The sequence below is a fragment of the Paenibacillus senegalimassiliensis genome (assembly GCF_001486585.1).
Classification (GTDB): Bacteria; Bacillota; Bacilli; order Paenibacillales; family Paenibacillaceae; genus Fontibacillus; species Fontibacillus senegalimassiliensis.
Genome location: NZ_LN909043.1, coordinates 370,225 through 393,830, shown reverse-complemented (window position 1 = coordinate 393,830; position 23,606 = coordinate 370,225). Strand labels below are relative to the sequence as shown.

Genomic DNA, 23,606 nt, shown 5'->3' with positions numbered 1-23,606 from the left:
TTGCTGATTTGTGAACTGTCCAAAATAAAGAGACAGAAGTTCATTCAGCTTTCTTTGCTTGGAGCCTTTCTCTTCCCTATTCCATTGACTATTTTAATGGCCAAGGACCGGATGTCCTTCGATCAATTATTTCGGGGAAATGTGATCTTTGGCGAACTGTTGCTCTTACCCTGCATCCTTGGCGTGATTATATCTATCCTATTTTTTATGGAAAGAGATCACGACACTTTAAAGAACCTGGTCACGATTCCCGTCTCCAAGACCAAAATGATATTAGCCAAGCTTATGCTCATGACGCTCCTGTCTGTTCTTTACTCGGTGGCGGCCTTGGGAGCTACGGTGGTTGGCGGACTTATCATAGGCGGGGTGGAAGGCATTCTTTACAGGCTGGGCATCAGCATCGTGCTTGGTGTTCTGATTTCTATAGCCGTATTTCCGGTTGTTATCGTTATCGTACACTTTAACAAAAGTTATATTTTTTCCATTATCGTTTCATTTATTTATGCGGTTGCCGGCCTTATCATTACGATGATCTTCTCGGCAAACCCGGCTTCCGTGAACCCGGTCGCCTCCGTTATGCCTGTTCCGGTTATTATGAAGTGGTATCTGTCCTTATTCCCCCGGGAAGAAGCTCTAACCTATATCGATCCTTACTTAATAACCACCCCCGCTTGCTTCGGCCTACTAGCCGTCTATGCCCTGGTGTCAGTCTCCCTAACGGTTGTTATCTACCGTAGGAAGGAGGTCTAGGTATGAAGCTTATGTATAATCTTGTTACTGGCGAGTTCATCAAGCTTAAGCGATATAGCATTCTATGGATCGGCGTTGTCACCGTATTTTGCTCTGTGCTGCTGGCCGCTTTTCAGTCGAGTAGCGGTGGAACCGGGGATATTAGATATGAACATTTATATAATAACGTCATCTGGAATAATTACAGCCTGGCCTTCCCATTCCTGATCGTATTAATCGGAGGGTACCTGATTAACCGCGAATTTACGGACAATACGTTGAAAACCGTGCTGACCTTGCCCGTCTCTTTCCGAAGATTGTTGCTCGCAAAGATGATAACCATCGGATTACTTACGACCCTGTTCGCCGTGCTCAGCTTCTTAAGCACCTTCTTGTTGGCCATGATGTTTCAATATAAAGACCTGTCCTGGGCATTTATTATAAAATCGATGTATCAAATCATAGGGGTGAGCGTGGGCAATTATATCGCCGTCCTCCCTATCATCGTCTATTTTTCCCGGAAACGAAATGCCTTTTTCACCGGTGTCAGTCTGGCCTTCGTCTACGGATTTTGCGGAATCTTCGTCGCAGGAAGGCAACTGACCGATTATTATCCCGTCACAGCAGCACTTGGCCTCTTGGGGTATACTGGTCAGGAAGAGGCTGTCTATCAGCTTCCTATCGCACTCTCAAGCTTGCTGCTTATGCTGGTTATCGCAGGACTACTTATGATAAGAGTTCCACGTTATGAGCAGTTGACGAACAAGCCGCGCAAGCAACGTCCCAAAAAGCATCGTAATCGTATGAAGTAAAGGCTGTACAACGGCAAGGAGTAAAGCAGTTCTTAGCCTGAATGATAGGCTCCCATCATCGTAGACAGTAGAAGAAACAAAAATTCTACATCTACCCTGATGGGAGTTTTTAACTCTACTCTCTGCTTTGAGGCTCCAAACAGAGGCGTATCAGTTCATGGACGTCTGCTGTAGCCAAACATTCCACCGTGTCAGCAGCACCGTAATAAATCTTTACTTCGCCGGAATCTTCAAGTAGCATACCACCCGGGAAGATAACATTATTTCGGAAGCCGCCTGCGATCTCATAGTCTGCCTCAGGTACGAGAAGCGGAGATTTGTACATCCCTATCACGCGACTCGGATTGTCGAGGTCCAGCAGCATAATTCCTGCTGTGTAACGCTTGTTCCACGTAGGCTCCCAGCCGTTCTTGCCACGCGCTGGGTCGAGGTCAACCGCATGAAATGTAGTGAGCCAGCCTTGCTCCGTCTTAATCGGAGGTGCTCCCGGTCCGATCTTATCATTAGCATAAGGCACCTGCTCCACGGTCAACAACAGCTCTGAGTTCCCCCAATGACACAGATCAGGCGAGCGGCTCAGCCACATATCAAATCGATCTCTGCCCCCTCGGCTATATACTGTGAATGGGCGCTCCAGACGTACATACTGACCACCTATCTTCTTGGGAAACAGTACCATATTCCGGTTATCCGGCACGGACAGACTAAGCACCTCGAACGATTGGAAATCATCCGTAACGGCAATTCCTCCGCGTATGCCATGCTTGGTATCTACTGCAAAGCAGAGATAGCAGCGACCCTCAATCACGGTAAGCCGCGGATCGTAGACTCTCTGAACCTCCTCATCATGCCAGCTCCAGCATGGGGTCGGCGCGACCGTCCACGCCACCCCGTCCTCACTGAAGGCTAACCCCAGGTTCGTAGTATGACTTGGGTATACTTGTTCCCCCTGCTCATTGCCGTAGTCATTGCGGAATACCATCACATACTTGCCCTGAAATTTAGCGACTCCCGCATTAAAGACCATGGCCGGGCCATAGGAAACATCCTTGGGGGCAAGCACAGGGTTGGCCGGATGGCGATAGATATGCTTACTCGATTGGATTGGAAAACCAAGATTCGCTTGCATCGGTCTCTCTCCTTCTTCCTGGTAAGGGCTTTCATTTCTGGTCATATTACTGTTGAAAATCACTGATATACAATACATTGTCTGCTTTCTCTTCCAGCCAATTGCTGAAGTATTCATCAATTTTGGTTCCACCAGCACTGTTCCATAGCGCCTGTACATCAGCCATCGCCTGATCGGTTGTATATTTATCACCGCTAACAATCGACTTTCTCCAGATATCACCAATGGTTTCCGTATTCTTGGATATCACTTGCAGATCAGACGGCAAGCCTGGCCAGTTGATAATCGGATGAGCGTATGGCCGATCGGGATTCAGAAATGCTGCGTGTGCAGAGTCAATCAGCTCACTAAACGCCTTCTCTGCGGGAACATCCATGTTGAGCTTGACCTCAGCCTGCTCCTTCTCTGGCAATGTGCCAATGAAGCTCAGCATATTGTAATCCAACATGCCCACCAGTTCAGTCTTATTCTTCTCCACATCAATCGGGACTGCAACACCATCTGTATCCTTGTTATAATGGACACCCTCAATCCCATTCTTTAGCGTCATGATGGTGTCCTGCTCTACCAGAAAGTCAATATATTGCATAACGGCTTGCGGATCCTTGGCATTGGCATTGATTGCACCAGTCATTTGAATCGGTGATTTATATTTGGGATTAAAGGCGCCATATGGGCTTTCTGGCAATGGAACTGGTTCAATCACCGCTTCCGGATTATTCTGCAACAAGGATTTGTGTGCTTCCAGCAATAATGCATTGTCAATCCCGCTACTCGACAGATAAATACCCAGTTTGCCGCTGATCCAGCTCTGCTTGGCCACTTCCCCCGTCTTATCTGTCAGGAAATCCTTATCCACGATGCCTGCCTCAAACAAACGTTTCTGGAAATCGGCTGCCGCCTTGGCCTGCTCGCCTACCGTTGGATTAACGAGCTTACCATCCTGTACAAAACGACTGCCATTATTGAACATGGCATTGATAACAGACTCTGCATTATTGCCGCCCATGTTCATACCGAATGTATCTCGCTCCCCATTCTCATCGGGATCTTGCTCACGGAACGCCTTGGCCACCTCAAAGAGTTCTTCAGTTGTAGTCGGCATATCGAGCTTCAGCTTATCCAGCCAGTCCTTACGAATCAGCATGTAGTCGTTGGTCTTCATGCCTAGTATTCGACCAACCAGATAGGTACCGCCGTCATCCATCTGTCCCAGGGTACGTAGTTGTGGATATTCCTCCGTCATTTTCTTATAGGTGGTGCTGTGTTCAGTAATAAGGTCATCAAGCTTCAACAGTTGCTTCTGCCCATACAACTGATTAAGGAAGTTACCGTCATACTCCAGTATCAAATCCGGAGCATCCCCCGAAGCAAACAGCAGATTCAGCTTCTGCACTTGCTCTGAGCGCGGGAAGGGAATAAAATCAACGCCTACAGGACTATGTTCATTAATCCACTGGGACCAGATGTTGTCGTCCACCGTTCCTGCTGCTGGCGGCACATTGCCGCGATCATACAAGGTAACGGTAATTGTACTGCGGTCTGCTGCCGACTTATCCCCATTGACAGACTTGTCGCCTGCAGTTGACTCATTATTCCCTGTTCCGCATGCAGCGAGCACCAGCATAACCAACATAGTCGTTGCAATTAGCAGCGCAATCTTGCTTGAATTTCTGCCTATCATCCTATAACCCCCATTTTATGAATATGTCATACCTATCCCTTGACCGCACCAATCATGACACCCTTTACAAAATATTTCTGCAGAAAAGGATAGACCACCAGCATCGGAATGAGCATCACGAACAATGCAGCTGCCTTGATCGATTCCGGGGTCATCTGCTGCACACTCTCCGATTGAAGATTATTCATCTCCTGCAGCATCGTCTGACTCTGCACCATCTGTTGAACCATCACGGCAAGATTGTATTTGGTCGTATCATGAATAAAAATCATCACACTGTAGAAGGAATTCCAATAACCGACCGCATAGAACAGCGTCAAGGTTGCAATGACCGGCATAGATAAAGGCAATACAATTCGCAGCAACTGTCTGTACTCTCCGCAGCCATCTATTTTGGCCGACTCAATTACCTCTTCAGGTATCCCCTCAAAGAAGGTTCGCATGACCAGCATATTGTACGTGCTGACCAATCCGGTCAACCATAATGCCCAATAGCTATTAATTAGCCCCAATGCCTTCAGCACAAGGAAAGTCGGGATCGTTCCGCCGCCAAATAGCATAGTGAAGACAATGATCAACGTAAATGTTCTCCGTGCATAGAAATGCCGCTTGGATAGTGGATAGGCCGCCATCACCGTGAAGAGCATACTCAGACCTACCCCAACAACGGTGAGGATGACACTATTCTTAAAAGCTTCCACGATCCGGGTGCCTTCAAACAGCGAGCGATAAGTCTCAAAGCTCCAGCCCACCGGCCACAGCGTAACCGTCCCGGACAGAATCGCATGGTTATCACTCAAGGATACCGCCAGCAGGTGAATAAGCGGCAGCAAGCAACTGAGTCCAGCCAATGTCAGTACTCCGTAATTAAAGGCATAAAACCATCTTTCACCTTGTGTTGTTCTCATGTTCTCTCTCGTCCTCCCTGTGTATCAGCAGCCCGCTGATTGCATATAGTCTTGTTTACCACAGGCCATTGCCAAATCTCCGAGCGACCACATTGGCGCTGAACACCAGCACGAAACCCACGATTGATTCGAACAAGCCCATAGCGGAGGTCAAGCTGAACTGGCCACCTTGAATACCGACCTTGTAGATATAAGTACTGATAACCTCTGATACGTTGTACACCCCGGAATTCTGCAGGACATACACTGGATCAAAGCCCACACTCATCACACTGCCCATCTGCAAAATCAGGAGCAGGACGATGGTAGCACTAATTCCCGGCAGAGTTATACTGATAATCTGCCGCCATTTGCTAGCGCCATCCATGCTCGCCGCCTCATAGAGAGAAGGATCGATGCCTGTGATGGCAGCCAGGAAGATAATCGTGCTAAAGCCAGCTTCCTTCCAGATACCAGCTCCGAGGAAAATTGCAATCCATGATCCCTCGTCGTAGAGAAAGGGAAAGGTCTGGCCTGTCATCCCTTCCAGAAGGGCATTCACAATCCCGTTCTGCTCAGCAAACATCGTCACTACGATCCCGCCAACAATAACCCAGGAGAAGAAATGCGGTAGATAAACGAGCGTCTGCACCCATTTCTTAAACCATTGTGTGCGTACTTCATTGAGCAGAATAGCGAGCAAAATCGGAATTGGGAAGCCAACAACAATATTCAATACGCTAAGCACCAGTGTATTACGAATAATGTTAAGCGTCTGCGGGTTATTGAACAGGATTTCGAAGTTGCCCAACCCGATCCATGGACTATGAAGAATGCCATCTGTAAAGTTGTAGGTTTTGAACGCCATAATGGCGCCGAACATCGGTACATACTTGAAGATCAAGTAGAACAGCAATACTGGCACAAATAATGAGAGCAACGGCAGGTTTTCTCTAAATCTCCGCTTGGCCTCACGTCGGCGCTGATCCTGATTACTTAACTTCAGTACACCGCCAGTTGAGTCTGCCACATGCAACCTCCTTCATCTCTATGTTATGATGTGGTACCACCCACACATCGACTATAGGCGGGTTGCCCTTGGATAAGCAATCGTCAAGATTCCACTTATCTCCATTTGGTAGAATGTTGATCTTATTCGCAATTGCGTTAAATCCAGGTGATTGACGTTTTTACAAAAAGCGCTACCCCAGGCAGAAAAAAAACCTGCATCAGCCATCCAAAACGGATTCCTGAACAGGCTTAAAGTCATGAAATTTCCTGTTTCTCCTGTTTGCGATAATCTCCAGGTGTCATGCCGTAATGCTTCTTGAAGCTGCGAATAAAAGTCATCGGATTCGTATACCCAACTTGAAGCGCAATTTGCTGAATCTCCTCATTGGTCTCCAGCAACAGACGCTCTGCATGACTCAAGCGAATCTTGGCCAGGAAGTCAACAAACTTATCGCCGATTTCTTCGCGAAATAAGGTGCTCATGTATTTTCCGCTGATGCCAAATTGCTCCTCCAGCATATTCAGTGACAGATGCGGACTTGCATAGTGCTGCTCAATATATTGTCGCACCTCTTGCATCCGACTATGATGCTTGCGTGACTCTCGATATTTTGCAAGTCGGCCCTCCATCTCGGTAAATAGTGCCATAAGTTGCTGCCTGGTTTCTTCAATCGTCTCCATTCCTTGTAGCATACGCTCCAGAGACGGATATAAATCTTGCTTCCAAAGCGACTGCCCTTCCTCAGAGAACTCCATCAATTCTCTGCGGAGCATATGGACAATTTGATTAATTAAATAGTATACATCACTCTTGGCGAACCCTCCTGTAGTCAGTTCCTCGAATAGGAGATGCATCTCGTCCTTCCAGCGCTCTTCCCCAATCCGATAGGCATGGGTGAGGGAACGAATCCTTGGGATCAGTCTGTAAACTTCTCGCTGACTCTCAACATGTAGTTCTTCATAAGCAATCACACGTCCGCTGCCCTGAATAAACTTGTCATTCAAAGCCTCCTGAGCTTCTGCATGAATCAGATATAGCTGCTCCGGATCTGAGATTGCCCTGCTGAGTCCCATCGAAATTGTGAAATCAAGATTGTTCCTGACCCAATCAGACAGCCTGGTGGCAATCACATGAACCCTCTCCTGAAGCCCCCGTTCATTTCTATTCAAAGAATCCTCTTCAGCAAGCTGTTTTGTTCCATTGGTGTCGACCAGCAAGATTGTCATCCTTGATCCCTCCAGCCACTCTGCCCATATATTCACGGCATGCTGACCTGCGAGCTCTTTAGATACACTGTTCATAACAAACTGAAATAAATACTGGTCACGTGTAGCGTAACGATTGGCAAATTCCGCGTAATGATCGATTTCAACAATCCCAACGGACAACTGCGTAGAGAAATTGCATATCCTCAGTTTAATGGCTGCCTTCTTCCATTCATCCCGATTCCAGATTTCACTACCTGCAACTAACTCACGCAGCTTGTGCCGACGCTTGAACATCAGGCTTTCTTCCTGCTCACGCTCATATTCAATTACCTGTTTAGTAAGATGCTGAAAGGCCTCTTCGATATATTTCAGTTCATCCTTCGTCGGCTGAGACTGCGGCTGGAAAATCTCGTGTTGAGCCGAGCGAAAGTAAACAATACGCTGCATGATGGTATGGATTGGCTTGTATTGACTGCGTGCTGTGTAAACAATCCAGGCAATGCCCAGTATTAACATAACCAAGGAAATCCCAAGCATCACGGTGAACAGCCCGGAGGTGAAGGTATAGGCCGAATCGTCCTGTATGCCAGTGGCAATCGTCCAGCCTGTATAGTCCGATACAATGTGATGTAGTTCCTCCATGTCGCTCGGGAACGAGGAATTGAAGATATCCAGACCGTTACTGCCAATTAACCTTGCGCTGCTAATGTCCGCTGCCTGATTCATTTCCGCAACCAGTTGCTGCAGCTCGGACACCTTCACATTAACAACAATAAGTCCACTCTCCCCCTTCGGAGGAGGGTAAGCGCTCACCAACGAGACAACATCTCCGGTCTGCTCTGCATATTTGTTACGAAGTGATCGTGCATTCGACCATTTGTGATCACGCTCGCTATGTTCCAGCCAGCTTCGAATGAACGCCTGATCGCTGTGCTTGTCCAATGGCAGAAACATCGCATTCGACAACACCGTCTCGTCCGCAGCGCGATACAGATAGATTGATTCAATGAATGGCAATGACAGCTTGATTTTATCCAGCTCTTTAGAGATTTCGTATTTATAAAAATAACGTTTGCCCAGTTCCTGCTCATAAAAATAAGTGACAAGCTTCTCATTTTGCAGTGCCGCATTCAGAACCTGCGTCTCCACTGCCTTGAGATTGAAATCAACAATCTGCTGAACATGTTCTGCAAATACCCCATTGGCACGAACAACATCTTGTTTGGATTGCTGGACAATGGACAGGAAGGTTGCACCTAACAGGACAAAGATAATCAATAGTAACAGCGGAAGATAAGAAAGCATTTGTTTTTTGAACCACCATCGACTCATCGTCCGCCTCCATTCCTATCATCCGCCCAGGTATGCGCTTTCATTTTCCAACATGTTTCTGAAACATCTTTCCAAATTATTGTAGGTTATCGAGACTATATCCGTCAAACCCGGTTCCCCCCACCGGTCGACCTTACTGCATTCCAAATCAACTAAACAAACAACAGCCTCCTCCATTCACGAATTGGTGAATGTAGAAGGCTGAGCCCGAAAATATTTATTCTCTTGAACAGAGAATTTGTTAAGCTTCAAGCGCAAAGAGCCGGCGTGAGCAATTACGTAACTCATCATCGATGCGATCCGTTTCCAGGGCGTCCCTGCTAACAAAACGGCTATCAAGCAACGCGTTAATCCGCTTCTGAATACCGGAAATTTCCGTTTCTATATCATTGTTGCGATACACCTGCTGCAAATTCGCAGTTGCATCCTTCTGTTCAAAGACAAGTTTGTAGGAATCACGGGAATACTCCACAATTTTGCGAACCCGACCCTCCTGATAATAATACATCATCATGAATCCGTTATAAATTCTTGTCACCATGCCGGTGCCCTTGAATGCGGCAAACAGCAATCTCATGACATTGGTCAAATGAGGTGCCTCCAAACGGAAGGACAGCTCACAGACGTAATGTCCGTCTCTGCGGTCGAAGGGCAGATGAACTTCCTCCCCGCCATCATCCTCCAGCACAACCTCCTGTCCACCGTGATCAAGCACCTTGACGCGCTGGCGTACATGAGGGTCATATACCTTATGAATAAATTGGGACATCTGTTCTTCCGACAAACGCATACTGGCATTAACATATTCTGTGGCTAACCGCTGAGCCATAAAAATCTCCTCAATTCTTATTGTTTCGCTTTATCAACATTATACACCACGATCCAAAGCCTTTGCTCAGCAACCAAAACGTGAATTTCTGCCATTTTCCAGAAAAAACAGGATTAAGCCGTTTTTAACCGTAACATTCCCGCTACATGCTCACTTTCCTACCTGAACTGCTCTAAATCCCTTCGCTATCCATCGCTTTCCACTGAATTCCGCACATTGCCTTCAGAGGTATCCGCTCGCGCTTCACTGCCTGATTCCTCCGACTTGACATGTTGGCTAATCAGGGCCCACAGCTCGTCCTTGCCGATGCCTTCCTCCGAAGAGAAGAGTACGATCGGATCTCCGGCCCGAAGCGCCAGCCCTTCACGGACAATCTTCAAGTGCTTCTGCCAGCGTGACTTCGGAATCTTGTCAGCCTTGGTTGCCACGACGCAAACTGGAAGATCAAACGCCTTCAGCCAGTCATACATCAGTTCATCATCCTTGGTCGGCGGGTGCCGGAGGTCAATGATTTGCAGCACCAGCCGGAGCGTCTCACGCTCCTGCAGGTATTGTTCGATCATCTTCCCCCACTGCTCCCGCTGCGTCTTGGATACCTTCGCATACCCATATCCGGGAACATCCACGAAGTACAGTTCCTCATTGATACGGTAGTAATTGAGATGCTGGGTCTTCCCCGGGGTGGAGCTGGTTCTGGCCAAATTTTTGCGCTGAATCATCCGATTAATCAGCGATGACTTGCCTACGTTGGACCGCCCCGCCAGAGCAACCTCTGGTAAGCCGTCCTCGGGATATTGATTGGCACCTACCGCGCTGATTACAAATTCTGCATTTGTTACTTTCATCAATTCAATCCTCTCTCCTTGCGTGCAAACAACCTCTAGCGTTGTGCGTCAATGCACCTTGGGCTGTTCGACTAACGCATGTTCCAACACCTGATCCATGTGGGACACAGGTATGAACACCATATCTTCCCTCACGCTCTCCGGAATGTCTCCCAGGTCCCGTTCGTTGTCCTTCGGCAACAGTACCTTGCGGTATCCCGCACGGTGAGCAGCCAGGGATTTCTCCTTAAGCCCGCCGATGGGTAACACTCGACCCCGCAGCGTAATCTCACCGGTCATCGCAACCTCCTTGGAGACATGCCGATGAGTAAGCGCAGAGATCAAAGCTGTAGCAATCGTAATCCCTGCGGATGGACCATCCTTAGGAATGGCCCCCTCGGGGATATGGATATGCACATCGTTCTTCTCATGGAAGTCTGGTGCAATGCCAAGCTCTCCTGCCTTGGAGCGGGTATAGCTGAATGCCGCCTGTGCCGACTCCTTCATGACGTCGCCGAGCTTCCCGGTCAACGTCAGCTTGCCTGTTCCCGGAACGACCGTCACCTCGATGACCAAGGTCTCTCCCCCTACTTCCGTCCAGGCAAGTCCAGTGACGGTACCAATCTGATCTTCCATCTCGGCCATGCCGTAACGGAATTTGGCCGTACCCAGGTAATCCTTGACGTCATCGGGTGCAATAGCAATTTGTTCCTTCTCCTGCGCCGATACAATTTGCTTGGCCGCCTTACGACAAAGGGCTGCCACCTGCTGCTCCAGACTGCGCACACCTGATTCCCGCGTATACTCGCGAATCACCTTCAACAAGACATCTTGACCAATCTCAAGCTGCTCGGGCGCAAGTCCATGCTCCTTCTTCTGCTTGGGCAACAGATAGCGATCCGCAATTTCCAGCTTCTCCAGTTCCGTATAGCCGGGAATGAACAGCATTTCCATCCGGTCAAGTAATGGCCGGGGAATATTGTGCACGGCATTAGCCGTGGTGACAAACATGACGTTGGATAAGTCAAACGGCACTTCAACGAAGTGATCGCTGAACGTATTATTTTGCTCCGGATCCAACACTTCAAGCAAGGCCGATGAAGGATCGCCACGGAAATCAGAGGCCATCTTATCTATCTCGTCCAACAGGAATACCGGATTCAAAGTTCCGGCCGTCTTCATGCCCTGAATAATTCGTCCTGGCATGGCACCGACGTAAGTCCGGCGATGCCCGCGAATCTCGGCTTCATCACGTACTCCGCCTAGCGAGATACGCACGAACTCACGGCCAAGCGAGCGAGCAATGGAACGAGCCAACGAGGTTTTACCAACCCCTGGAGGACCCACCAGACAAAGAATTGGCCCCTTCAATTTCTTGACCAGCTTCTGTACCGCCAGATATTCCAGCACGCGTTCCTTCGGCTTCTCCAAGCCGTAATGATCTTCATTAAGTACCTGCTCTGCCTTCGCCAGGTCCAGATCATCTTCCGTTCGCTCACTCCACGGCAAGCTGAGCAGCCAATCTACGTAATTGCGGATGACGCCCCCTTCGGCAGAACTGGCTGGCATTTTCTCCAGACGATCAATTTCCTTCTCTACTTTCTCCCGAACCTTATCCGGAAGGCCCTTCTCCTCCAATTGCGTTCGAAGTTCCTCCGCCTCACCAGCCCGTCCTTCCTTCTCACCAAGCTCCTTCTGGATCGCCTTCATCTGTTCACGCAAATAGTATTCCTTCTGGGTTTTCTCCATTTGCTTCTTGACACGTTGATTGATCTTGCGTTCCAGTTCAAGCACTTCACGCTCGTTATTCAGGATGTCGAGCAGCTTCTCCAGCCGGTTACGAACATCGACAGTCTCCAGAATTTCTTGCTTATCCTTGATCTTGAGGGAAAGGTGGCTGGTAATGACATCAGCAAGACGGCCTGCCTCCTCAATATCGGATACGGCTGCCAACGTCTCTGGCGTCACCTTCTTGGACAAGTTAATATAATGTTCAAACTGGGTTAGCACCGTGCGCATCAGCGCATCGACCTCCGGATCATCGTTCTCCTCTTCCGGACGCTCTTTGGCCATAACCTCGTAATATTCTTCATTATCCAAATATTCCATGATTTCAGCGCGTTCCATGCCTTCGACCAGCACACGGATGGTGCCGTTAGGCAGTTTCAGCATTTGCCGCACCTTCGCAACGGTTCCGATGCGGAATATATCTTCCTGGCTTGGTTCTTCTATGTTCACTTCGGATTGAGAACAGAGGAGAATCAGATTATCTTCGACCATGGCCTTTTCCAAAGCCTTTACGGACTTTTCCCGTCCTACGTCCAAGTGCAGCACCATACTCGGGTAGACGAGAAGGCCCCGCAGTGGCAAGAGCGGAAAGCGCCGGCCCTTCGATTTATAGGGTCCCACCACTTATGCACCTCCCAAACGTTCTCAGTAGATATCATTGCTATTTTAGCAAATGTTCCATAAAAACACCAACGAGGAGCGGCTGCCCAAGGCAACCCCTCCCCGTTATCTCACTTTGATGCAGCTTATCGTTCATCGACTTGGACTAGATCACTCCACCTTGCGAGGGTGACTCCGCATGCAGGAAGGATGCTGGGGTCGTTGCCGGAGCAAAATGCTCTCCGCCCATAGACACCTCCAGGCTCTTCTCTACCTCAGGGCCAAATACGTGCTGGAACACTTCTGCCAGCGTCTCGACCGGAATGACACGCAGGCCTTCCAAGCCTTCGAACAAGGACTGCCAGTTGTCCTTAGGAATCAGCACAGTCAAGGCTCCCGCCTGAAGCGCCGCCTCTACCTTGGATACGACACCTCCGACTGGCTTGACCTTGCCATGAATACCGAGTTCCCCGGTCATAGCAATCTGATGGTTCACGGGTATCTGCTTGATCGCCGATGCCACTGCCGTAGCAATCGCGAGGCCAGCCGAAGGACCATCAATCGGAGTTCCCCCCGGGAAGTTGATATGCAAATCATAATTGGAAGGGTTCAGACCGATACGCTGCAATACCGTAAGCACATTCTCCACCGAGCCCTTGGCCATACTTTTCCGGCGCAGCGTCCGAGTTCCTCCCCCAATCTCCTCTTCATCCACAACGCCCGTAATATGATAAACGCCCTTGCCTTTGTCAACAGGTACGGCCGTAGCCTCAATCTCCAGCAAGGTCCCCATATTGGCCCCGTATACCGCCAGTCCATTCACGACACCCACGGCTGGGCTGGCCGGAATCTTGCGGTCTGGACGAGGGGCCAACTGGCTGCTCGTCGCCACCCATTCCAGGTCTGAGGACAACAAGTGATCTCTTGACTCCGTCAAGGCAAGTCCAGCAGCCAACTGCACCATGTTCACGGCTTCACGACCATTGGTGGCATATTTCTTAATAACCTCCACGGCCTCCGGACAAGGCTGAAAGCCAATTCGTCCAACGGCATCTTCGGCAATTTGAGCAATCTCCTCCGGCAACAAAGGTCGGAAGTATATTTCCATGCAACGAGAGCGCAAAGCCGCAGGAATCTCCTGCGGAGAACGTGTTGTTGCTCCAACCAGACGAAAGTCCGCAGGCAAGCCATTCTGGAAGATATCATGAATATAGGCAGGTGTCCCCGTATCCTCCGAGTTATAATAAGCACTCTCTAAATACACCTTGCGGTCCTCCAGCACTTTAAGCAGCTTATTCATCTGAGTCGTATGCAGCTCACCGATCTCATCAATAAATAAAATGCCGCCATGCGCCTTAGTAACCGCCCCGGGTTTGGGCTGCGGAACGCCCGCAATCCCCATGGCACCTGCGCCTTGATAGATGGGATCATGCACCGACCCAATGAGCGGGTCAGCAATCCCCCGTTCATCAAACCGGGCAATCGTGGCATCAATTTCTGTGAACTTGGCGTTAGACTTGAACGGAGACACGGGATTCTTCTTCGCTTCCTCCATCACCACTCGGGCAGCCGCGGTCTTCCCCACGCCAGGTGGTCCATAAATAATCACATGCTGGGGATTGGCACTGCATAAGGCCGCCTTCAAAGCTCGTAATCCATCCTTTTGCCCAACGATATCATCCATCGTAGCTGGACGCGTACGTTCTGCGAGCGGTTTGGTCAGCGATACAGCCCGCAGCTTGCGCAGCTTCTCCATTTCTTTACGCGACTCCCTATCTATCGCCACACGGTTCCCTTTCTGGCTACGCAATTGATTCCAGAAATACATACCAATGACAACCGCAAAAAACATCTGAACGGCGATCAGAATGACATTTAGCTCCATATTCGTTAGGCCTCCCACACTTTGACTGTTACTTGGTAGTATAGCCTTTTCCCTCCATCATCAAACAAGATACAAAAAAACCGTCTATAGCCTTTGGAAAGGCCACAGACGGTAGATATTGAATGATTACGGATTGGCGTGGGTACGGTGTTCTTTGCGTCCAGGAATTTCTCCCGTCGCCTCGAAGACCTCCACAATATGATCAATTTCCTTCTTCAATTCATTCAACAGTTCTTCTTCAGGCACCTTACGAATCATCTGCCCATACCGGAATAGTAACCCTTCCCCACGAGCGCCGGCAATTCCAATGTCAGCTTCGCGCGCTTCGCCCGGACCATTTACGGCGCATCCCAGGACAGACACCTTAATTGGCACCTTCAAATTGGCGATGTAATCCTCCACCTCATTGGCGATGGAGAACAGGTCAATATCCAGCCGCCCACAGGTGGGGCAAGATACTAATGTCGCCGCGTTCGTAATAAGCCCAAAGGTCTTAAGCATCTCACGAGCAACCTTGACCTCCTCAACAGGGTCAGCGCTTAAGGATATCCGTAGCGTCGAGCCAATACCTTGAGATAGCAATGCTCCGATACCCGCAGCGCTCTTCACCGTGCCTGAGAAGAGAGTGCCAGCTTCTGTAATACCCAGATGAAGCGGATAAGGAATAACCTCTGCCGCCTTGGAATAAGCTGCGATAGCCATGGGCACATCAGAAGCCTTCAAGGAGACAATGATGTCGTGGAAGTCCAGTTCCTCCAAAATCCCGATATGGAACAAAGCGCTTTCCACCATAGCTTCAGGAGTAGGGAATCCGTATTTCTCTAACAAATGGTTCTCAAGGGAGCCGGCATTTACACCGATACGAATCGGAATTCCCCGCTCCTTACAGGCCTTAACCACAGCCTCGACCTTCTCACGGCGCCCAATATTCCCAGGATTAATCCGTACCTTATCGATGCCGTTCTCAATAGCTAACAACGCCAGCTTATAATTAAAATGAATATCGGCAACAAGGGGGATATGAATTTGTTTCTTGATTTCCTTGATCGCCGCAGCCGCTTCTTCATTGTTCACCGTCACGCGTACCAATTGGCAGCCGGCCTCCTCCAAGCGGAGGATTTCCGCGACCGTAGCAGCCACATCGGCCGTCTTCGTCGTACACATACTCTGGATGATCACTTCGTTGCTGCCGCCAATCGTCAGATTACCAACCTTGACCGGCCGCGTATCTTGTCTCAAGAATGTCATTCTTCGGTCTCTCCCATAACGACCAAGCTCCACCCCTGCGAAGAGCCTTGGCAGGCACATCAAGCGCAAAGGTGGAGACCCCGGTCTTTATTTTACGCGACTAGCTTACGCGCTTTCTTCTTGTTTTTTGTTCTTCTTGGTCGTGGCGCTTAATTCAGGTATCGCCTTCTCCTGCACGACTTGTTCAGTAATCACGCAGTCCGTCACATCGTCGCGGGATGGTACTTCATACATCACGTCCAGCATAATGCCTTCGATGATGGCACGAAGTCCACGCGCACCCGTATTCCGCTTGATCGCTTCTTGAGCGATTGCCTCAAGCGCCTTCGGTTCGAATTGCAGACTAACGTTATCCAGCTCAAGCAGCTTCTGATACTGCTTGACTAGCGCATTCTTCGGCTCGGACAGAATACGAACCAGCGTCAACTCATCAAGCGGCTCCAAGGTCGAAATGACTGGCAGACGGCCTACGAATTCGGGAATCAAGCCGAATTTGAGCAAGTCCTCTGGCAACACCATGGACAAGTATTCACCCGGTTTGAGCTCTTTTTGTCCATCACTGACTGCGTTAAAGCCGATAACCTTCTTACCGATCCGGCGTTTGATCATTTGCTCCAGACCATCAAAGGCACCGCCGCAAATGAACAAGATGTTGGTCGTATCGATTTGGATAAATTCTTGATGAGGATGCTTACGTCCACCTTGTGGCGGTACAGAAGCAACCGTCCCCTCCAGAATTTTCAGCAGGGCCTGCTGAACCCCTTCCCCGGATACATCACGAGTAATTGAAGGGTTCTCTGACTTGCGCGCAACCTTATCGATTTCATCGATATAAATGATGCCGCGTTCCGCCTTCTCTACATCGTAATCGGCGGCTTGAATCAGCTTGAGCAAAATATTCTCTACGTCCTCACCGACATAACCAGCCTCCGTCAAAGAGGTAGCGTCAGCGATGGCGAACGGTACATTCAAAATTTTGGCCATGGTTTGGGCCAGCAACGTCTTACCGGAACCTGTTGGCCCAAGCAACAGAATGTTACTCTTCTGCAGCTCGACGTCTTCAATCTTGCTTTGCGTATTTACCCGTTTGTAGTGGTTATATACAGCAACGGACAACGATTTCTTGGCTTGTTCTTGACCGATAACATATTGGTCCAGAATGTCACGAATTTCCTTTGGTTTTGGAATTTCCTTGAGGTCCAGCTCTTCCTCATGGCCAAGTTCTTCCTCCACAATTTCGGTGCACAACTCGATGCATTCATCACATATATAAACGCCCGGTCCTGCTACAAGCTTGCGAACCTGCTCCTGCGATTTGCCGCAGAATGAGCATTTGAGTTGACCTTTTTCGTCGTTAAACTTAAACATGTAAACACCCCTTTACAAATTAGTGGGCTTGTTGATGACCCGGTCGATAATCCCGTAAGCAGCAGCCTCTTCCGCGCTCATGAAAAAGTCGCGGTCCGTGTCGCGCTCGATCTTTTCAAGGGGTTGACCCGTACGATCCACATAGATTTGGTTTAATTTTTCCTTCGTCTTAATGATCCAGTCGGCATGGATTTTGATATCCGCAGCCTGACCGCGCACCCCGCCAAGCGGTTGATGGATCATAACTTCGCTGTTAGGAAGTGCGAAGCGTTTTCCTGGAGCCCCCGCTGTTAGCAGCAAAGATCCCATACTCGCCGCCATTCCCACACAAATGGTGGACACATCGGGCTTGATGAATTGCATTGTATCATATATACCCATCCCCGCAGTCACGGAACCACCCGGAGAATTGATGTACAGGTGAATGTCTTTCTCAGGGTCCTCCGCTGCCAAGAACAACAGTTGAGCAATCACGAGATTGGCAACTTCATCATCAATTGCGTTACTGAGAAAAATAATGCGATCTTTAAGGAGTCTCGAATAGATGTCGTAAGAACGCTCTCCACGACTCGTCTGTTCTACGACCATAGGTACCAGACTCATGCGACCAACCTCTTTTCCTTTTCAGTTTCCCTTGCGCTTACAGAAACATTCTACCATGTTCAAAGCGTCATGTCATTTTTCACACCATACAGTTTATGTTTGCCTCCACATATTATATAACCGAAGGCTTGTACTCGCTAAATGGAAATATATGTATCGCTAAAAGGTGAAAAATTAAGGCACGCATTTGAGTATACGTGCCCTAACTGTAATGATGTATTCAGGCGAAGCTCCCGTTGAAAGGATAATGACTCATTATTCTTTATCTTCGGCTGCTTCCGCTTCTTTTTTGTCAGCATCTGCCGCCTTGGCCGTTTTCTTCGTCGTTTTCTTGGCTGCCGGTTTTGCTTCTTTTTCTGCTTTTGCTTCCTTGTCTGCCTTTGCCTTAGGTGCTTCTTCTTTCTCAGCAGGAACTTCCTTGCTGTTCTCCAGCAAGAAATCGATCGTCTTGCGGATCAAAATTTCTTCGTTCAACCCGCTAAGCGAACCATTGGCTGCAAGGATGTTACGAATTTCTTCTGGGGAACGCTTGTAAGCTTCCGCCATATCGTTAAGTTCTTTGTTAACTTCATCTTGAGTAACTTCAATCTTCTCGGCTTTGGCAATTTGCTCCAATGCCAGGTTATTACGAACGCGCTTCTCAGCGTCACCTTGCATTTGTGTTCTAAGGTCATCCACCGTTTGACCGGAGAAGCCCAGGAACATGTCCATGTTCATCCCTTGGGAACGAAGACGGTTGTCGAAATCGCGGACCATATTGTCCACTTCGCCTTTGATCATGGCTTCAGGAATTTCGACTTCTACGCTTTCACCAATCTTGTCTACCAGAGCGGATTCACGAGTTGCTTTACCTTCTTGCTCTTTGCGTTTGCTCAGTTGGCTCTTCAAATCTTCCTTGAACTCGTCCAAGGTATCGAATTCGCTAACATCTTTGGCAAATTCATCATCCAGCTCAGGAAGCTGTTTGCGTTTGATTTCATGCAATTTCACTTGGAACACTGCTTCTTTGCCAGCCAGTTCTTCCGCATGGTAGGTCTCTGGGAAGGTTACCGTTACGTCCTTGAAGTCGCCGGTAGCCAGTCCAACCAATTGTTCTTCGAAGCCAGGAATAAAGGCATTGCTTCCCAGTTCCAAAGAGTGACGCTCCGCTTTGCCGCCTTCGAAAGGCACGCCGTCGATAGAACCGTCAAAGTCGATAACAACTGTATCGCCATTTTGAGCAGCTTCCTCATCGATGACAACGAGTTCAGCATGGCGTTGTTGCAGGCGTTCCAGTTCCTCAGCAAGCTCTTCTTCGCTCACTTCAACGTTAACAGCGGGTACTTCTACGCCCTTGTATTCGCCAAGCTTCACTTCAGGCTTTACAGTGATTGTAGCTTTGAATTTGAATGCTTGTCCTTTAGCAAATTGCTCAACGTCCACTTCTGGACGATCCACAGGGAAGATATCCGTTTGATCAATCGCTTCGCTGTAAGCTTCAGGCAACAAAATGTCGATTGCATCTTGATACAAGCTTTCCACGCCGTAACGAGCTTCAAAGATGGCCCGAGGCACTTTCCCTTTACGGAATCCAGGTACGCTTGCTTTTTTAACTACTTTTTGAAAAGCTTTATCCAGTGCTGCGGATACACGTTCCGCATCCACTTCGACCTCGAGAACGCCGAGGTTCTTCTCTATTTTTTCCCAAGTTGCTTTCATTTTATGCCTTCCCCTCCAAATTTCACATATACTTTAAAATACTGAGCCCGAATCGCGAATAAAGCAGCTATCAGGAATCAGTATAGCTGTCTCTATGAGCACGTTCAGAATAACCACTATATTATAAACAACAATAAGTTTTTTTACAAGAGCAGGCTTAAATGCGGGTTATTAATTCCTGATTTGGCTCGATGACATAAACTTACCAAACGTCCGGCAGACCTGCTCGTAACGGAGCCGCAATTCATCAGTAATGCCATAGAGCGAACGGATTTCTTCCTCCGTCTTCCCACCAGGCAAGCTATTAGCGACCATTTGATGCAGGGCAGCAGCCCAAACATCAAGCACCGCGTCCTCATCGCCCAGCAATGAGCGGTAATCCGCCGTACCGTATAGTGCCATCACTAATTGCAGCCATAATTCCTGAGCAAAATAGAACAAAGTGGGATCATGTACTTGCGTCTGCTGTCCCACGCGCTCCAGCACAGCTTGTACTGCTGCAGGAAAGTCCTCGGGCTTGAGCGGTACCGCCTCGGCCTCCACCTCAACCCACTCACCGCCGCGAAAAAATGACACCGTTCCTGTATAACCCCGGCGACGCAGTGTTTGCAGCACTCGATATTGCAGCATAGGATGAAGTTCCGTCTCACTCAACCAGTGGGTCAGCGCTTCGTCAACTTCTCCCTGATTCACATAGGCCAATTGATCAAGAGCAAGCAAAGTTTGCTCCGAGAAGGGCCGGCCCATGGCAGCTTGCAGCAATTTATCCATATATGTAGCATCCTCAGCCAGCTTCGCCTCCACATGCCGGCGAGCCAGTGATTCCTCGGTCTCTTCATCCTCTTCGTCAGCCACGGCTCCGGAGGCACCGTTCTTCAAGGTAGGAAACGCGCCGATGAGCCAATCCAGCAGGGCTTGCCATTCCTCATAGTGCCGCGGGTCTTCACCCTGGCATTGCAACAGGAATTGCAGCAGTTCCACCGCTTCTCCATATCGCTCCGTCTCCAACATGCGAGTCAATTCAATTTGGTAATAATCCAACGTCTTTGGGAACAAAACGACGTTATCCTTCTCCTCGGGTCGTAAACCGCTGATAAGGGCACCTCCTATCTCCGTATTTCAGTTAATTGAGATTATAGCACAGTCTTGGACGAAGGCAAAAAAGCAATATCCGCCAGAACATTAAACTTTTTATATTGCTTCTTTCCTACTGATATGATAATATATTTTTTGCTTGCATTTTCTATATTGAGATGTCCCAGTAGCTCAGCTGGATAGAGCAACGGCCTTCTAAGCCGTCGGTCAGGGGTTCGAATCCCTTCTGGGACGTATAAAAAGAATCGGTTCAGTTTGAACCGGTTCTTTTTGCGTCTCATGGGGATGAGAACCCCTTAAGGGGTTCGTCCTAGTGAATCAGTCTGCGCTCAGCAGACTGGCAAACGGAGTCTCTTCTATATTATTTTGCAAAGACCAAGGAGTTCAGGTACCCCGTACCTAGATGCTCTTTGGTCTTTTTGGTATTTCCCCTCTGTCCAACCGATTACTAATAGCTAAAAAGACATTCGACCTACTTCGAGAGTAGTCGTCAAGAACCAAGTTCATAGAAGAGGAATCAATCCCAATCTGTCTATTACCACTATTAGATGAAGCAATTTTTTTCTCCAAGGATTACATTTCGAATTTCCAAACCTGTTCCGAAATTTTTCACTACTATATTTTGTAAAATAATGATAATATTTGTATGTCCACTATTAGGACAGCGCTTTTATTCCATTTATAAAGGAGGATTTTTTGATGTTGCGAAAAACTATGTCTTACCTGCTGATTTTATCTTTACTACTAGTTTCTACGGTAATCTTCGGAACGAAAGCCAAAGCTGCGGATTATGCACAGGGCGTCGACTTGTCGGGAAGCACGGCTACCGTATGGTTCAAGTCTACAGTTAACACAAGTTGGGTTGATATCCATTACTCCGTGAACAATGGGGTACAACAGAATTTACGGATGACTTACAATAACCAGCAATCCCGGTATGAGCAGACCGTCCCGGGAATTGCCTCTGGTAGCGTGCTGGCCTATTCATTTACTTATAATAATGGTGCACCGGCATATGACACCAACATCTTTACCTACACAGCCGGCTCCACCCCGCCTCCCACTTCTTCCAACTCCATCTATGACGTTAACCCTTCATCAATTCCTACGCCACCAGACGGGGCCGTCTCTGTAAAAGTCATGAATGGAACACAAGGAGCATACAATGACAATCAAATTTATTGGGGCGTGCTCGGTATCAATCCGGTAAATGAACAGTGGAGCTATCTAGACCAGAACGGTAATTTGATTCCGATCTCCACAGCTTTAAATGATGCACCGGGACATTTAACCAAGAACGGTGTTAACTACGCAAATATCTATCACAAGGTCAGTGATACTTCCTGGATTACCTTACCCAAGATCACTTCGGGCCGGATGTTTCTGAGCGTAGGCACGCCCATGTTCATCAAAACTTTTAATGATGGGTTTGCCGGACCGGATCTGAACAATCCAACAGACCCCCATCTTGACGTTATTTTTGATTTTGTTGAGTTCACCATCGACAATACTGGCTATCATGGTAACACAACTCGGGTTGATGGATTTGGCTTCCCGATTCAACATCGTCTAATTAACAAATCCGGTTCCTTCGATCAAACCGTAGGCGAGCTCGAATCCGAAACGCGAAGCGGTATCTTCGCTAAATACCAGGCCGAGGTTCCGGCGGAATTCAAGCCTCTCGGCACGCTTCTCGCTCCTTATCGCATCGTGGCCCCCGTATACGGTTCATTCGCTCCAGGTGGCGCAAATGCCAACTATTTTGCCGGATACGCCCCTTACAGCGCCAAGGATATTTTCCTATGCGACGGAGCCTTGACGGATGCGGCAACCTGCGCAGCCATCAATCGCCACGTCTATACGTCTAGCGACTGGAATAATGTATCCAACTACTATCAAGCTGCACCGGCCAACTATTATGCCAAGTTCTGGCACGATCACAGCATTAATGGTTTGGCCTACGGCTTCGCTTATGATGACGTTAACGGCCAGGCTTCTTACCTGGAGGTTGGTGATCCGAAGGGTCTGATCATCCGCGTCGGCTGGTAAAGCTAAGGAGAACAGAAGGGACCCCAGCCTTGGGCTGACAGGTCCCTCTCCTTTTTCCTAAAACTATAGTGAGCGCCTGCTGCTTTACTGAGACGCTAACCGCTCGCGGATTTTCAACGCCAACTCTCGGCAAGCGACATCCTCCGGAGATTTCAGTTCTTCAGCAGCTATCCCCACCCAGTAATCCCCATCCAACAACTGGTACATATCTATTAAGGTTATCGCTGCAATATTAGGATTAGAAAAAGCCGTCAGCATAGCTTGTGGACCATCATCCCAATTGTATTGACTCACCACGGCCTGAAGCAAAACCGGAGATTCCAGAGCTTCGATCAGACCGCAGACCTTATCAAGAGATTCTTCATATATAATAGCGTCAATAGCGTCTTGCTCCTTATCAGTTAAGGTCAACCTGAGCGCGCCCGTTGTCTGCAGCAGCTTGTCGGCAAGTTGGTTGCTGCGCTTGCGAGCTGCATGCCAGGCCGTTCCTAAAATACCGTGCGGTGAATCCAGGTGACCTCCTGCTTCCAGCAACCTGTCAATGACCTCGGGTTGGTTGAACTTGACTGCCTTAATTAATGCAGTTTCGTTCATTTTATCTTCTATCTCCAAATCCGCACCGCCAGCCACTAACAGCTCCACAGACTGGACAGGTGCCCGATTTGTAATTAGTAGCATTAACGGAGTACGCCCTCTGGGGTCACGCCAGTTCACATCTCCACCTTCGGCAAGAGCCTGACGAATGGCTTCATGGTCTTTACTCTTGCAAATCTCCGTCCAATTCACTGACAATCGCCTCCTTCATTAAAAGTAAAATTTTTCGACT

18 protein-coding genes and 1 tRNA gene are annotated in these 23,606 nt (G+C 48.6%); 4 read left to right on the top strand and 15 right to left on the bottom strand.

Annotation, left to right across the window (positions count from 1 at the left end; genetic code table 11):
* Both BN3279_RS05590 and BN3279_RS05585 read left to right on the top strand, forming a co-directional pair.
* Positions 1-750, top strand: a complete 750-nt coding sequence (locus tag BN3279_RS05590) for an ABC transporter permease (protein ID WP_198343569.1) — start codon at positions 1-3, stop codon at positions 748-750.
* 2 nt (positions 751-752) lie between these two features.
* A complete protein-coding gene (locus BN3279_RS05585; RefSeq protein ID WP_198343568.1) occupies positions 753-1,541 on the top strand; it encodes an ABC transporter permease in 789 nt (262 codons plus the stop codon).
* 115 nt (positions 1,542-1,656) lie between these two features.
* On the opposite strand, the gene BN3279_RS05580 is transcribed toward BN3279_RS05585, so the two are convergent.
* The 14 genes from BN3279_RS05580 to BN3279_RS05510 all read right to left on the bottom strand — a co-directional run bounded on the left by BN3279_RS05580 (position 1,657) and on the right by BN3279_RS05510 (position 20,692).
* Positions 1,657-2,670 carry a glycoside hydrolase family 130 protein gene (locus BN3279_RS05580; RefSeq protein WP_059049627.1) on the bottom strand — a complete coding sequence of 338 codons (1,014 nt, stop codon included), beginning with the start codon at positions 2,668-2,670 and terminating at the stop codon, positions 1,657-1,659.
* Between the two features lie 46 nt (positions 2,671-2,716).
* On the bottom strand, positions 2,717-4,354 hold the full coding sequence (locus BN3279_RS05575; RefSeq protein WP_059049626.1) for an extracellular solute-binding protein: 1,638 nt from the start codon (positions 4,352-4,354) through the stop codon (positions 2,717-2,719).
* A gap of 32 nt (positions 4,355-4,386) precedes the next feature.
* Positions 4,387-5,262: a carbohydrate ABC transporter permease gene (locus tag BN3279_RS05570; protein ID WP_059049625.1), complete on the bottom strand. Its 876-nt coding sequence runs from the start codon at positions 5,260-5,262 to the stop codon at positions 4,387-4,389.
* A gap of 55 nt (positions 5,263-5,317) precedes the next feature.
* Complete coding sequence (locus tag BN3279_RS05565) at positions 5,318-6,271, bottom strand: ABC transporter permease (protein WP_082672949.1); 954 nt, start codon at positions 6,269-6,271, stop codon at positions 5,318-5,320.
* 236 nt (positions 6,272-6,507) lie between these two features.
* Positions 6,508-8,793, bottom strand: coding sequence for a helix-turn-helix transcriptional regulator (locus BN3279_RS05555; RefSeq protein WP_059049623.1), 2,286 nt, complete (start codon positions 8,791-8,793; stop codon positions 6,508-6,510).
* 241 nt (positions 8,794-9,034) lie between these two features.
* Complete coding sequence (locus BN3279_RS05550; protein WP_059049622.1) at positions 9,035-9,622, bottom strand: hypothetical protein; 588 nt, start codon at positions 9,620-9,622, stop codon at positions 9,035-9,037.
* A gap of 185 nt (positions 9,623-9,807) precedes the next feature.
* Positions 9,808-10,467: a ribosome biogenesis GTP-binding protein YihA/YsxC gene (gene yihA / locus BN3279_RS05545; RefSeq protein WP_059049621.1), complete on the bottom strand. Its 660-nt coding sequence runs from the start codon at positions 10,465-10,467 to the stop codon at positions 9,808-9,810.
* A 48-nt stretch (positions 10,468-10,515) separates the two neighbouring features.
* Positions 10,516-12,855, bottom strand: a complete 2,340-nt coding sequence (gene lon / locus BN3279_RS05540; protein ID WP_059049703.1) for an endopeptidase La — start codon at positions 12,853-12,855, stop codon at positions 10,516-10,518.
* A gap of 145 nt (positions 12,856-13,000) precedes the next feature.
* The gene (lonB, locus tag BN3279_RS05535; RefSeq protein ID WP_059049620.1) at positions 13,001-14,719 is read right to left on the bottom strand and encodes an ATP-dependent protease LonB; all 1,719 of its coding nucleotides are present in this window, start codon (positions 14,717-14,719) and stop codon (positions 13,001-13,003) included.
* 126 nt (positions 14,720-14,845) lie between these two features.
* Positions 14,846-15,967: a flavodoxin-dependent (E)-4-hydroxy-3-methylbut-2-enyl-diphosphate synthase gene (gene ispG, locus BN3279_RS05530; protein ID WP_059049619.1), complete on the bottom strand. Its 1,122-nt coding sequence runs from the start codon at positions 15,965-15,967 to the stop codon at positions 14,846-14,848.
* A 105-nt stretch (positions 15,968-16,072) separates the two neighbouring features.
* The gene (gene clpX, locus BN3279_RS05525; protein ID WP_059049618.1) at positions 16,073-17,335 is read right to left on the bottom strand and encodes an ATP-dependent protease ATP-binding subunit ClpX; all 1,263 of its coding nucleotides are present in this window, start codon (positions 17,333-17,335) and stop codon (positions 16,073-16,075) included.
* Positions 17,336-17,347: 12 nt separating this feature from the next.
* The gene (gene clpP / locus BN3279_RS05520) at positions 17,348-17,938 is read right to left on the bottom strand and encodes an ATP-dependent Clp endopeptidase proteolytic subunit ClpP (protein WP_059049617.1); all 591 of its coding nucleotides are present in this window, start codon (positions 17,936-17,938) and stop codon (positions 17,348-17,350) included.
* Positions 17,939-18,193: 255 nt separating this feature from the next.
* Positions 18,194-19,636, bottom strand: a complete 1,443-nt coding sequence (gene tig / locus BN3279_RS05515; protein WP_059049616.1) for a trigger factor — start codon at positions 19,634-19,636, stop codon at positions 18,194-18,196.
* A gap of 171 nt (positions 19,637-19,807) precedes the next feature.
* The gene (locus tag BN3279_RS05510) at positions 19,808-20,692 is read right to left on the bottom strand and encodes a hypothetical protein (RefSeq protein WP_082672948.1); all 885 of its coding nucleotides are present in this window, start codon (positions 20,690-20,692) and stop codon (positions 19,808-19,810) included.
* A 199-nt stretch (positions 20,693-20,891) separates the two neighbouring features.
* On the opposite strand from BN3279_RS05510, the gene BN3279_RS05505 reads away from it, so the two are divergent.
* Positions 20,892-20,965, top strand: a tRNA-Arg gene (locus BN3279_RS05505).
* A 465-nt stretch (positions 20,966-21,430) separates the two neighbouring features.
* Entirely contained in the window at positions 21,431-22,780 is a 1,350-nt protein-coding gene (locus tag BN3279_RS05500) for a glycoside hydrolase family 64 protein (RefSeq protein ID WP_187377742.1), read from the top strand.
* 84 nt (positions 22,781-22,864) lie between these two features.
* Here the strand turns inward: BN3279_RS05500 and BN3279_RS05495 are convergent, their stop codons facing one another.
* Complete coding sequence (locus BN3279_RS05495) at positions 22,865-23,566, bottom strand: DUF4274 domain-containing protein (protein ID WP_059049614.1); 702 nt, start codon at positions 23,564-23,566, stop codon at positions 22,865-22,867.
* Positions 23,567-23,606: the final 40 nt, after the last annotated feature.

Excerpts from the sequence above, each read along its gene's own strand:
- BN3279_RS05585 (WP_198343568.1), top strand. The coding sequence starts at position 753 with ATGAAGCTTATGTATAATCTTGTTACTGGCGAGTTCATCAAGCTTAAG.
- BN3279_RS05500 (WP_187377742.1), top strand. The coding sequence starts at position 21,431 with ATGTTGCGAAAAACTATGTCTTACCTGCTGATTTTATCTTTACTACTA.
- clpP (WP_059049617.1), bottom strand. The coding sequence starts at position 17,938 with ATGAGTCTGGTACCTATGGTCGTAGAACAGACGAGTCGTGGAGAGCGT.
- BN3279_RS05580 (WP_059049627.1), bottom strand. The coding sequence starts at position 2,670 with ATGCAAGCGAATCTTGGTTTTCCAATCCAATCGAGTAAGCATATCTAT.
- yihA (WP_059049621.1), bottom strand. The coding sequence starts at position 10,467 with ATGAAAGTAACAAATGCAGAATTTGTAATCAGCGCGGTAGGTGCCAAT.
- ispG (WP_059049619.1), bottom strand. The coding sequence starts at position 15,967 with ATGACATTCTTGAGACAAGATACGCGGCCGGTCAAGGTTGGTAATCTG.
- BN3279_RS05570 (WP_059049625.1), bottom strand. The coding sequence starts at position 5,262 with ATGAGAACAACACAAGGTGAAAGATGGTTTTATGCCTTTAATTACGGA.
- clpX (WP_059049618.1), bottom strand. The coding sequence starts at position 17,335 with ATGTTTAAGTTTAACGACGAAAAAGGTCAACTCAAATGCTCATTCTGC.
- BN3279_RS05575 (WP_059049626.1), bottom strand. The coding sequence starts at position 4,354 with ATGATAGGCAGAAATTCAAGCAAGATTGCGCTGCTAATTGCAACGACT.
- tig (WP_059049616.1), bottom strand. The coding sequence starts at position 19,636 with ATGAAAGCAACTTGGGAAAAAATAGAGAAGAACCTCGGCGTTCTCGAG.
- BN3279_RS05550 (WP_059049622.1), bottom strand. The coding sequence starts at position 9,622 with ATGGCTCAGCGGTTAGCCACAGAATATGTTAATGCCAGTATGCGTTTG.
- lonB (WP_059049620.1), bottom strand. The coding sequence starts at position 14,719 with ATGGAGCTAAATGTCATTCTGATCGCCGTTCAGATGTTTTTTGCGGTT.
- BN3279_RS05555 (WP_059049623.1), bottom strand. The coding sequence starts at position 8,793 with ATGAGTCGATGGTGGTTCAAAAAACAAATGCTTTCTTATCTTCCGCTG.